Genomic DNA, 11465 nt, shown 5'->3' with positions numbered 1-11465 from the left:
CTATTTTGCGCAGCTTCTTCGATATGGGCGCCCGTCGGCGCCAGTGCCGAAACCGCTCAGTTCGACCGAGAGGCCGATATCCGTTGTCGGTCTTACACTAGTCGAGGACGTGAAGCGACGCGAGAGGGAAAGATCGACCCACACGCATTCGTTGCGGTAGGACAGGCCCAATCCGGCACGGGTGGCTTGGTCGGTGGCGAAGTCGTAGCGGCCCTCGACGCTCGCGGTCCATCGGTCCGTGGCCTGCCAGGCGGCGTCGAAGACCCATTCGGACGTGTCGACGAGGCGATCTTCCGCCGGGTCGGCGACCATCCAGACATAGCTCGTGGCAAGCCCGAGACGACCTCCCGTCCACGCAAGGCGCAGTTCGTCGCGGGTCAGGTCGAATTCGTCATTGAAGAGCGCGCGATTGGTGAACGAAATGCCATCCGCCGCGCTGACGCTCGTCGCCAGGAGCCAGTCGGAGCTCGTTCCGGCAAGACCCGTTCCGGCGCTGAACTGCCCCAGGTCGTCCGCGCGCAGCACCCGTCCCGCCGTCACTCCCATCGACCAGCCTCCCGGCGTGGTCCGGGTCCAGCCGATGCCGACATTGGCGCGAAGGCCAAGCTCGTGCCGGTCGGCGCCGGGGAAGCGGGACAGCGAGAAAAGGTTGCCCTCGTCGAACTCGACGAGAATGCTGTCCTCGTTCGGCACGTCCTCAAGGCTCTTCGGGCTCCAGATCAGTTGCACGACGGGCTCCAGCACCTGGACTGCGCCAGAGGCCTCGGTCTTGACGAAGGGCCACCGCAGTTCCACCGCGGCGGCGGGGAAGAAGCGGGTCACGGTGCCCGGATAGGCGGAATCCTGCGATATCGAGTAGAAGTCGGCCGTAGCCTCCGCCATCCCGGCCAGGATCATGCCGTTGGGCAGGATCCAGTTGCGCTGCCAATCGATCATCGCAGAAGCGCGGCTCATGTCGCGGCCGGCACCGTCCGCGTCCGAGTTCCGGTTCTGGCTGTGAAGCTGGAAGCCGTAGGCCGCTTGCCCACCGATCCAGGGCGCCGTGAACCGGCGCTGGAAGCTGGCGTCGCCGACGATCGACGGCAGCGTGTCGTTATCCTCGCCCTCGCGCAGAGAGTAGTAGTGGGCGAAGGCGGCGCTGATATGTTCGTCGGCGCGGGTCCGGGTCACGTCGATGCCCGTCCTCAGCCGGTCCTTGTCGCCGAGTCCGTAGTCGAGCAGGTAGGCGTCGTCCGAAACCGCTTCGACGGTGAGGCCCAGTGTGAAATCCGCCGGAAGCGAGAACTCGCCGGTGCCGAACACGTAGCCACGCCAGTCGCCCGGCTGGATGTCATCGCGGGATACCCCACCCTCGAACGTGATCCGCCCCGTCCGGAAGGCTTGCCGGTAGCGCCAGTCCAGCGTCCGGGTCGAGCCGTTGGAGACGTAGGGCGTAAGCGTGAGGTCGCGGTGATCGCCGATCGCGATGAAATAGGGCAGCTTGATCCCGGTTCCGAGCTGGGAGGTCGACCGGATCTGGGGGACGAGGAAGCCCGTCGCACGCTCGAGCGTCGGATCGGGCATCCTGAGCCGCGGGATGTAGGCGATGGGCACGCCGGCGATGCGGAACTGCGCATGGTCGAAATAGAGCTGGCGCTCTTCCTGGTCATGGATCACGCGCCGGGCGCGGATTTCCCAAAGTGGTGTCGGCCGTCCCGGGCAAACCTGGCAGGATGAGGCCACCACGCGGGACATCGCCGTATAGCGGCCGGAGACCCGAGCCACCTCGTTCGCGGCAAGCTGGAGTTGCTGTTCAAGGACGACCCGCGCCGATCGCAGGATTCCGTCCCGAAGGTCCGCGGAAAGCTCCGCCTCGTCGGCGAGGAGGATGATGCTGTCGCCTTCCGTCAGCGTGATCGGCCCCTCGATCAGCAGACGCCCTGTCGACCGGTCATAGGTGATGCGCTGGGCTTTCACTCGCGTGTTCTGGAAGAACACCTCGACAGCGCCTTCGGCCACGAGTTTCGTATCGCCGTTGATCGCGACGCGGTCCGCGACGAGCGTCGCGAGGTCCTGCGCCTGCGCCGGAAGCGCCACCGACAGGAAAAGGGCCGCAGCCAGGGTCCGAAGCATCAGCCTTCCTCCAGGTGCAGGAGAAGGCCGAGCGACAGCAGGATCGCGGCGACGGGCGGGCTCCATGCGGCAAGGACGACCGGGATCTGGCCGTTCTCACCCAGGATCTGGGTGAAGTTCCGCAGGAAGAAGATGGCGAAGCCGAAAGACATGGCGGTCAGCACGAGGATGCCGGTATGGCCGAAGCGCGCATGGCGCAGCGTGAACCCAGCCGCGATCAGGACCATCGCCGCCAGAAGAAGCGGCAGCGCGAGTTCCATCTGGAACCAGACGACGTGCTTTCGCGCCGAGAAGCCCGCGCGCTCGAGCGCCTCGATGAAGCGGGGCAGGTCCCAGATCGCGATTGCCGAGGGCGTCCCGAAGCTGTCGCGGATCTGGTTCGGCGTCAGGTCGGAATCGAGCGTCATCGTTTCCCGGCGCAGCGCGTCGCGCTCGGGGTTCGGACTGTCCGCTAGCGGCCACTCCTTCGCATCGGTGATCTCCCAGGCGCCGATCGTCAACCGCGCCGAGGCCGCTTCGATCCTGGAAACAGGGCTGCCGTCGGGCGCGAAGTTGAGGAAGGTGACCGAATAGAGCTCAGTTCCGTCGAGGTTCGCGCGTTCCGCCCGGATCACGGTCTGAACACCCTCTCCGCCCTGCCGGAGCCAGAGCCCCTCGCGGCTGATCGACAGGACCGATCTCGGGCCGCTCGCGTAGCGTGCCGAAAGCGTCTCGTACTGCTTCGAGGTCGCGGCGACGATCGGGTTCAGCCCCCCGACTGCGATGCAGCCGATCAGCAGTGCGGTCAGGATCGGCGCCACGAGCATCCGAAGTGCCGAACGCCCGGCGGCGCGGATCACCACGAGCTCCGACGACCTCGCGAGCCCGAGGAAAAGCGCGATGGCCGACAGGATCATGATGAGCGGCAGGATCCGGTAGAGCGCCGCGGGAACGTTGAGCGCGGCGAGGCCAAGCGCTTCGGTAAGCCCCACGTTGCTTGGGGCGAAGCGGCGGATCTGTTCGACGAAGTCGATGAGCAGCAGGATCGCGGCGAAGATCCCGAAGACCATCAGGAAGGTCATCAGAAACCGTCGCGCTATGTAGAGGGAAAGCGTCATGCCGTCGCCTCCTGCGCGAACCGCGCGCTTCGGCGAAGTCGACGGGGCTTGGACGCGATGGCGAGCGTTACCGCGGCGACCGCGGCCGCGGCGGGCACCGGAACATATACCAAGGGCCAGGAATGCTCGCTCTGGGTAGCGAAGTAGGTCATCGAGTTGGCGAGGAACTGCACGGCGATCAGCGCCGCGATGGAGGCCGCGATCTGGCGCCAGAGGCCGAAACGGCTGAAGCCTCCGAGCAGGAGCATGGCGAAGCCGATGAGCGGCACGAAGACCGCGGTAAGCGGCTGGGCGAAGCGGCTGTGCGCCTCGTAAAGGAACTCCGACCGGCTGTCCCCGGTCGCCGCAAGATCGGCGGCATCGGCCCGCAAAAGGCGGGCGGTGGAGAATTCGTCCGGGTCGGGGCGGCCGCCGGCGCCACCGAGGATCAGCGCGCCGATGTCATAGGTGAAGTCGGCGAAACGGGTCACGAAGAGGCGGTGGTCCTTCAGCTGCACGGTCTGCGCCATCCCGTCGAACATGACGAGCTTCGGACCCGACTCTCCCTTCACCACGAAGGCCCGCTCCGCTGTGTAGGTCGTCCGTGTCGCCTCGGAGCGCGCATCCGACAGGAAGACGTTGATGAGCTCGCCACGCGGCGTGATCTCGCGAACATAGAACGTGACGCCTTCGCCGGGGTGCAGGAACGTTCCTTCGACCAGAAGTCCCGCCGTCACGTTCTCCGCGATCTCGTTGGAGCGGACGGAAAGCTGCGCGCGGCTCGCCGGAACGAGCACATGCATGAGGATCGCCAGCAGAAGCGCGACGATGAGCCCGAAGACGACCACCGGCCGCGCCATGCGCCAGGGCGAGAAGCCGGTGGCCTGCATGACCACGAGCTCGCTGTCGCCGGAAAGCCGGTTGGTCACGTAGACCGTCGCGACGAAGGCCGCGACCGGCAGCGCGAGACGGATGACGTAGGGCAGCGATAGCGCGGTGAATTCAAGGAAGACCCAAGCCGACTGGCCATCGGAGATGAGCTGGTCGAAGAGCCGCACGGCGCGGTTCACCCAGTAGACCGAGACGAGCACGAGCGAGAAGAAGCCGAACAGCATCATCAGTTGCGACAAGAGATATCGGTCGAATCTCGACAACGGCGCTCTTCCCCCAGAAGGCTCCCCACGGATTTATCCCTAGCCCAATCGCGAAGCGGGGAAAACTCATATCTGGCCAAGCGGGCGGACGCCCGCTAGGGTCCGGCAGAACACTGCCACAGCCTTTGCCGAGAGGTATCCATGACCATCCCCGCCATGCCGGAATTCATCGAAACCGACCTTGAAAAGCTGGCTGAAGCCGAGGGCCGGATCGCCGTGCTTCTGGGCGGGGAGGGGCGCCTGACCCCTCCGGCGCGGCGGCTCGACCGGTTGATGAAGGGCGCGCTCAAGCGGTTCGCGGAAAGCGAAGCGTTCAGCAAGATGAAGCCGGGCGAGGGCGTGGACCTCGGCTGGCCCGTGGGGCTTGCGGCGGAGACCGTCCAGGTGATCCGGCTGGACCGAAAGGCGAGCGTCGAGGAGGCGCGCAAGGCAGGCGCCGCGGTTGGAAAGGCGCTGGGCGAGAAGGGCGCGCTGGTCATCGCCGGCGGCCATACGAAGGTGGCGGACATCGCCTTCGGCGCGGTGCTGCGGGCCTATGACTTCACCGCGCACAAGACCGGCGACACCAAGGCCAAGGGGCCGATCCGGGTGATGACGGCCGATCCCAAGGGGGTCGAGGCGGAATACGCGCCGCTCGCCGCGCTGGCCGACGGTGTGATCTTTGCCCGCGACCTCGTGAACGAGCCCGCGAACGTCCTGACGACGACGGAATTCGCCGCGCGTATCAAGGAGATGGAGAAGCTTGACCTGAAGGTCGAGGTGTTGGAGGAGAAAGACCTCGAGAAGCTCGGGATGCGGACGCTTCTGGCCGTTGGCTACGGTTCGGAGAGCCCATCGAAAGTCGTGGTCATCGAATGGAACGGCGGCCAGAAGGATGACGCGCCGCTGGCCCTCGTGGGCAAGGGCGTGGTGTTCGACACTGGGGGCATCTCGATCAAGCCGGCGGGCGGCATGGAAGAGATGACGATGGACATGGGGGGCGCCGGCGTCGTCGCGGGTGTCATGCGTGCGCTCGCGCTTCGGAAGGCCAAGGCCAACGTCGTCGGCCTCGTCGGCCTCGTGGAGAACATGCCCGACGGCCGTGCGCAGCGGCCGGGCGACATCGTCCGTTCGATGAAGGGCGACACGGTGGAAGTGATCAACACCGACGCCGAGGGGCGGCTCGTCCTCTGCGACGTGATGTGGTATGCGCAGGAACGCTTCAAGCCGCGCGGAATGATCGACCTCGCGACGCTGACGGGGGCGATCATCATCGGCCTCGGGCATGAGAACGCAGGCGTCTTTTCCAACGATGACACGCTCTGCGATGCGTTCCTGAAGGCCGCAAGGGCCGAGGGCGAGGGCGCCTGGCGGATGCCGCTCGGCGAAGCCTATGACAAGAAGCTGAAATCCCGGATCGCCGACATGAAGAACGTGGGCGGCCGCCCTGCGGGCGCGATCACCGCGGCACAGTTCCTCAAGCGCTTCGTCAAGGACGAGACGCCCTGGATCCACCTCGATATCGCGGGCGTCACCCTGCCGCCCGAGGAGACGCCGCTGGCGCAGAAGGGCGCGACGGGCTGGGGCGTCATGTCGCTCAACCGTCTCGTCCGGGAGATGCTGGAGGGCTGAGCCATGCCCGCGACGGCCATGTTCTACCACCTGACGCGCTCGCCCGTGGAGGCGACGCTGCCGATGCTTCTGCAGAAGTCGCTCGATGCGGGCTGGCGCGTGGTGGTGCGGGGCAGGGACACCGCGCGAATGAGCTGGCTGGACGAAAAGCTGTGGCTGGCCCCGGAGGAGGGTTTCATGCCGCACGGGCTTGCAGGCGGGGCGCATGACGCCCTTCAGCCAGTGCTGCTGACTTGCGCGCGCGAGATGCCGAACCGTCCGGCCTGCCTGATTTCGGTCGACGGCGCGGAGGTGTCGGCGGACGAGGGCGAGGGGCTCGAACGGCTCTGCGTCCTGTTCGACGGCAACGACGACGCCTCGCTGTCCGTCGCGCGGGCGCAATGGAAGATGCTGACCGGGGCAGGGATGAAAGCCCAGTACTGGAGCGAGGAGTCCGGGCGCTGGCAGCTGAAGACGGAAAGGTAGGACCAGGCCGGAATTCTTGACGCCGATCAAGGTCTTTGCGCTGTCGGCGGGCTAGGTGAGGGGCAGCTCCGTTGCGGAGGAATCCATCCGTGTCGCCTTTATCCAGTCATTCCCGCGGCCCGCAGGTCCCCGTCTTCGCGATTTTTCCCTTTCTCCTGATGGCCTTCGGCCTCGCCTGGGGCATCTTCGCGCTCTTCGCCGCCTATCCCGAGGCGCTGGAGCGGATGTTTGGCCCGCCGAGCGGAAGCCATCCGCTGTTCATACTCGCGGTCTATTCGCCCGCGATCGCAACCTTCGCGATCGTTCTCGTGGTCGGCGGCGTCGGCGGCCTCGGCCGCTACCTGTCGCGCCTTCTCCTCTGGCGCTGCTCACTTGGCTGGGCGGCTTTCCTCATCCTCGGCATCCCCCTGATCTACGCGTTCGGCTCGGCGGTGAAGGGCAACCTGTTCCCGGTCTCCGTGCCTTTCGACAGCCTTGGCGCAGCCCTTGGCGCCATGCTTTTCATGTTGTTCCTCGGGCCGATGGAGGAGTTCGGTTGGCGCGGGCTGATGCTGCCGCTGCTTCAGCGGCGCATGGCGCCGATCTGGGCGGGGCTGGTGCTTGGCATCATCTGGGGCGTCTGGCACCTGCCGGCGTTCTTCCTCAGCGGCACGCCGCAAAGCGCGTGGAGCTTCACGCCGTTCTTCATCGGCTCGGTTTCGGTGAGCATCATCGTCACGCCGCTCTTCAATGCGTCACGGGGCAGCATCCTCCTGCCCGCGCTCTACCATTTCCAGCTGAACAACCCGCTCTGGCCGGATGCGCAGCCCTATGACACTTTGTTCTTCGCCGCGGCCGCGCTGGGCGTGGTCTGGATCCACCGGAGGACCATGTTCACGCGGGAAGGCGCGGCGACCGAGGTGATCCCGCTTAACGGGTGAGGGTAAGGCGGGTTCCCGTGATCTCCATCTTCGCGAAGCGGGAAAGGTAGCTCATGCCCAGCAGCGAGGTGTCGAGGTTGCCGCCGTTGACCGAGGCGCGCACGCCCCGATCCTCGATCTCGCCAAGGCGCACGCTGTCGATCCGCACCGGCGCGGTGCGGACGATCCCGTTGGCGGTCTGCGCCTGGCCGAAGAAGGCAAGCTGGTTCGTGTCGATCCCCACGCGGCGCGCGTCGCGTTCGGTCAGGACCATGTCGGAGGCACCGGTGTCGACGACGAAGCGGACCGGCGTGCCGTTGAGTTCGAGGACAAGGTAGAAATGCCCGTCCTGCGAGACCGGAACCTCAACGCGGCCACCGGAGAAAGCCGTCTGGCGCGGGCTGACGTCCTGACGGATGTCCTCCCACAGACCGATCGCTGCGATAGCGCCGAGGAAGATGAACCCCCAGACCGCCGCCTGTTTCGCCATCTGGCCCATGCGGTTGCGGTTCTCGAAGATGAAATAGCCGCCGACCGCCATGAGCAGCAGCCCGAGGTAGATCAGCCGTCCGATGTTGTCGCCGTCCATTTGCGCCTCCTGCACCCGATGTAGGTGCGCGCATCGGCTCTGTCACCCGCCGGCGAGCCCCGTTCCAAGAATGCCGTCAAGGACGAACTGGACCGAGAGCGCGGCGAGAAGCATGCCGAGAAGTCGCGTGATGACGAGGATGCCGGTCCGGCCGAGCGCGCGCTCGATCAGACCGGCCGCGTTGAACAGAATGAAGGCGCAGGCGATGACGAGGACCATGACGCCGTGGATCGCGACGACGTGGCCGATGCCGGTGCCGGGTTCGTTCACCAGAAGGATCATCGTCGTGAATGCGCCGGGCCCGGCGATGAGCGGCGTCGCGAGGGGAAAGACCGAGGGGTCGTGGTGCGGGTCGGCGTGGTGCCCCTCCCGCCGCTGCGTCCGCCGTTCGAAAAGCATGTCGAGCGCAGTGAGGAACAGGAGGATCCCGCCCGAGATCCGGAAGGCCGACATCGAGATGCCGATCCCGGACAGGATCGCCTCCCCCAGAAGCCCGAAGAGCGTGAGTAGCCCGATCGCGATCAGCGCCGCGCGGAGCGCGACGCCCCGGCGCTGGACGCTGTCCATGCCCTGCGTCAGCGCGACGAAAAGCGGCGCGAGCGCGATCGGGTCCACGATCACGAAGAGGGTGACGAATGCGGTGAGGTAATGTGTGAGTTCCATGCTCTAAGCCTCTGCCGCTTCGAGTTTTTCCAGCGCCGTCATCCAAAGCGCCTCGGCCCGGTCGAGCCCTTCCATGACCTCGGCGTATTTCTTCTGCCAGATGACGGCCTCGGCGGGGCGGTCATAGAGTTCCGGGTCCGCGAGCTTCACTGAAAGCTTCTCGCGCATCTCCGTGAGCTTTTCGACGCGCTCCTCGCATTTGCGCGCCTCTGCGCGCAGGGCGAGCACGACTTCGCGCGAGGGGCGGGCGGGCTTCGGTTTCGGCGCGGCGGGTCTTTCGGCTTCCTCGCCGGCTAGAAGTTCCCGCCGGTAGGATTCGAGGTCGCCCTCGTAGGGTTTCACCGCGCCCCCCTTCACGAGCCACAGGCGGTCCGCGACGAGGCTCAGAAGGTGCATGTCGTGGCTGACGAGGACCACTGCGCCCGGATATTCCGTCAGCGCTTCGACCAGCGCCTCGCGGCTTTCTATGTCCAGGTGGTTTGTGGGTTCGTCGAGAATCAGGAGATGCGGCGCATCGATCGTTGCCAGAAGCAGCGAGAGCCGCGCCTTCTGGCCACCGGACAGGCGCCCGACGAGAGTATCGGCCTGATCGGCGCCAAGGCCGAAGCCGGCGAGCCGGGCGCGAAGCTTCGGCTGCCCCTCGGTGGGACGCAGGCGCATGACGTGCTGCAGCGGCGTCTCGTCGAGGTGCAACTCGTCCACCTGGTGCTGGGCGAAGTAGCCGATGCGGAGCTTCGAGGACCGGACGATCCGCCCCTCACAGGCCTGAAGCTTGGCCGCCAAGAGCTTGGAAAGCGTGGATTTCCCTTCGCCGTTCCTGCCGAGAAGCGCGATACGGTCGTCCTGGTCGATGCGCAGGTCGAGGCGCTTCAGCACCGGCGGTCCGTCATAGCCGACGGCGGCGCCGTCGAGGGCGATGATCGGCGGCGAAAGCTGTTCCGGCACCGGGAATGTGAAGACCTGCTTCTTCGCTTCCTCGGGCGCCGTGATCGGCGTCATCTTTTCCAGCATCTTGACCCGGCTCTGTGCCTGGACGGCCTTCGACGCCTTGGCTCTGAACCGGTCCACGAAGCTTTGCAGATGCGCGCGCCGGGCCTCCTGCTTCTTCGCCTCGGCTGCCTGAACGGCCAGGGCAGCCGCACGCGTTCGCGCGAAGGTGTCATAGCCACCCGACCACAGCGTCAGCTTGCGGTTTTCCAGATGCAGGATCGAGCCCACCGCGCGGTTCAGAAGTTCGCGGTCGTGCGAGATGATGATGACCGTGTGGGGGTATTTCGCGAGATAGCTTTCGAGCCAGAGCGCGCCCTCGAGGTCGAGGTAGTTTGTCGGTTCGTCCAGAAGAAGGAGATCGGGCTGCGCGAAGAGAACGCCGGCCAGCGCCACGCGCATCCGCCAGCCGCCGGAGAAATCCGAACAGGGGCGCTTCTGCGCCTCGCTGTCGAAGCCAAGGCCCTTGAGAATCGCCGAAGCGCGTCCCTCGGCGGACCATGCGTCGATATCGGCTAGGCGATGCTGGATATCGGCGATGCGGTGCGGGTCCGTCGCGGTCTCGGCCTCAGCCATCAGCGCGGCGCGCTCGGTATCGGCCGCCAGCACGGTGTCGATCAGCGAGGTCGACGAGGATGGCACCTCCTGCGCGACGCCGCCGATGCGGGCGCGGGAGGGAAGCGAAATCTCTCCGCCTTCCAGCGCAAGTTCGCCCCGGATCAGCCGGAAGAGCGTGGTCTTGCCCGCGCCGTTCTTGCCGACGAGGCCGACCTTGTGGCCAGTGGGAATCGTGGCCGAAGCCCCCTCGAACAGGGGACGGCCGTCGACCGAATAGGTGATGTCCTGGATCCGCAGCATGGACGGGACTTGCCTGAACTGCCCGCATCCGTCAATCGGGCCGCGATGCCGGGTTCCCTTTGTCCGCAGCCCGTGCTAGCAGGCGCGCGGAAAATTTTGGGCGGGCCGTTGGGGCCTTGCCTGACAACGGAGACCAGACATGGCCATCGAACGCACCCTTTCGATCATCAAGCCCGACGCGACGAAGCGGAACCTCACCGGCAAGATCAACGCCAAGTTCGAGGAAGCGGGTCTGCGCATCGTCGCGCAGAAGCGCATCAAGCTGTCGATGGAACAGGCGGGCAAGTTCTATGAAGTGCACAAGGAACGCCCCTTCTACGGCGAGCTTTGCGAGTTCATGGCGTCCGAGCCGGTCGTGGTGCAGGTTCTCGAAGGCGAGAACGCGATCGCGAAGAACCGTGAAGTGATGGGCGCGACGAACCCGGCCAACGCTGACGAAGGCACGATCCGCAAGGAATTCGCCCTCTCGGTCGGCGAGAACTCGGTCCATGGCTCTGACGCGCCGGAAACTGCCGCGCAGGAAATCGCCTTCTTCTTCTCGGGCCTCGAGATCGTCGGCTGAGCCGCGGCACAGCGTGTGATACGTCAGGGCCGCCCCATCGGGCGGCCCTTTTCGTTGGAGGCTGCCGAAGGTGAAGCGGCGGAATCGGCCTTCAAAGGTCGCGCGGCCTCAGCGTCGCTTCAGGCCCAACCCGATCTCGTCCAGAGCACTTTCGATCCGCGCGTTGCTGCGGGTCTCTGCCGCTTCGGGATCAGCTGCGGCGCGTGCCTTCAGCGCATCGAAGCGGAGGCGAAGCGCCTTCTTCTCCTCGCCCCGGCAATCGTTCCAGGGGCGTCCCTGCACCCCCATGACGAGCGCGTAGTAACCGATGAAATGCGGCTGGGTTCCAGACTGGATCAGGCGAAGATAGGCCGCGTCCGGGCCGAGAGCATAGACCTCCTCGGCAGTGCGGATGCCGGCACGGGCGAAGGCCGCGTCGGAGGCGGGGCCAAGATTCGGTATCGCGGAAACCGGGCGGGGCATGGGCAACCTCTCAGGCCGCCCAGCCTA

The 11465-nt window shown here is 66.1% G+C and carries 11 protein-coding genes; 4 read left to right on the top strand and 7 right to left on the bottom strand.

Translation table 11 applies throughout. The features are described 5' to 3' along the window. The 3 genes from ABCN56_RS03120 to lptF are packed head-to-tail and all read right to left on the bottom strand — an operon-like array spanning window position 1 to window position 4342. A complete protein-coding gene (locus tag ABCN56_RS03120; protein ID WP_343079306.1) occupies window positions 1-2112 on the bottom strand; it encodes an LPS-assembly protein LptD in 2112 nt (703 codons plus the stop codon). After that, window positions 2112-3209, bottom strand: coding sequence for an LPS export ABC transporter permease LptG (lptG, locus tag ABCN56_RS03115; RefSeq protein WP_343079305.1), 1098 nt, complete (start codon window positions 3207-3209; stop codon window positions 2112-2114). The genes ABCN56_RS03120 and lptG overlap by 1 nt, the downstream gene beginning before the upstream one ends. Next, window positions 3206-4342 (bottom strand): LPS export ABC transporter permease LptF, encoded by a 1137-nt coding sequence (lptF, locus tag ABCN56_RS03110; RefSeq protein WP_343079304.1) that lies wholly within the window; start codon window positions 4340-4342, stop codon window positions 3206-3208. Before lptF ends, lptG begins: the two co-directional genes overlap by 4 nt. Before the next feature lie 141 nt (window positions 4343-4483). Here lptF and ABCN56_RS03105 point away from each other — a divergent pair, with 141 nt between their 5' ends. The 3 genes from ABCN56_RS03105 (at window position 4484) to ABCN56_RS03095 (ending at window position 7338) form a co-directional block, all read left to right on the top strand. After that, on the top strand, window positions 4484-5953 hold the full coding sequence (locus ABCN56_RS03105) for a leucyl aminopeptidase (protein WP_343079303.1): 1470 nt from the start codon (window positions 4484-4486) through the stop codon (window positions 5951-5953). A gap of 3 nt (window positions 5954-5956) precedes the next feature. Further along, window positions 5957-6418 (top strand): DNA polymerase III subunit chi, encoded by a 462-nt coding sequence (locus tag ABCN56_RS03100; protein WP_343079302.1) that lies wholly within the window; start codon window positions 5957-5959, stop codon window positions 6416-6418. A 158-nt stretch (window positions 6419-6576) separates the two neighbouring features. Further along, entirely contained in the window at window positions 6577-7338 is a 762-nt protein-coding gene (locus ABCN56_RS03095; protein ID WP_343079301.1) for a CPBP family glutamic-type intramembrane protease, read from the top strand. On the opposite strand, the gene ABCN56_RS03090 is transcribed toward ABCN56_RS03095, so the two are convergent. The 3 genes from ABCN56_RS03090 to ABCN56_RS03080 are packed head-to-tail and all read right to left on the bottom strand — an operon-like array spanning window position 7328 to window position 10414. Beyond that, window positions 7328-7906: a retropepsin-like aspartic protease family protein gene (locus tag ABCN56_RS03090; protein ID WP_343079300.1), complete on the bottom strand. Its 579-nt coding sequence runs from the start codon at window positions 7904-7906 to the stop codon at window positions 7328-7330. The genes ABCN56_RS03095 and ABCN56_RS03090 overlap by 11 nt on opposite strands. Window positions 7907-7948: 42 nt before the next feature. Then, entirely contained in the window at window positions 7949-8569 is a 621-nt protein-coding gene (locus ABCN56_RS03085) for a MarC family protein (RefSeq protein WP_343079299.1), read from the bottom strand. Between the two features lie 3 nt (window positions 8570-8572). Continuing rightward, entirely contained in the window at window positions 8573-10414 is a 1842-nt protein-coding gene (locus tag ABCN56_RS03080; protein WP_343079298.1) for an ABC-F family ATP-binding cassette domain-containing protein, read from the bottom strand. Window positions 10415-10553: 139 nt separating this feature from the next. Here ABCN56_RS03080 and ndk point away from each other — a divergent pair, with 139 nt between their 5' ends. Next, window positions 10554-10976, top strand: coding sequence for a nucleoside-diphosphate kinase (gene ndk, locus ABCN56_RS03075; RefSeq protein WP_343079297.1), 423 nt, complete (start codon window positions 10554-10556; stop codon window positions 10974-10976). Between the two features lie 108 nt (window positions 10977-11084). On the opposite strand, the gene ABCN56_RS03070 is transcribed toward ndk, so the two are convergent. After that, complete coding sequence (locus ABCN56_RS03070; RefSeq protein ID WP_343079296.1) at window positions 11085-11438, bottom strand: TfoX/Sxy family DNA transformation protein; 354 nt, start codon at window positions 11436-11438, stop codon at window positions 11085-11087. Window positions 11439-11465: the final 27 nt, after the last annotated feature.

This window comes from Ostreiculturibacter nitratireducens (assembly GCF_032670585.1).
Lineage (GTDB): Bacteria > Pseudomonadota > Alphaproteobacteria > Rhodobacterales > Rhodobacteraceae > Ostreiculturibacter > Ostreiculturibacter nitratireducens.
The sequence above is the reverse complement of the archived record's forward strand: the minus strand, read 5'-3'. Positions and strand labels throughout refer to the sequence as shown.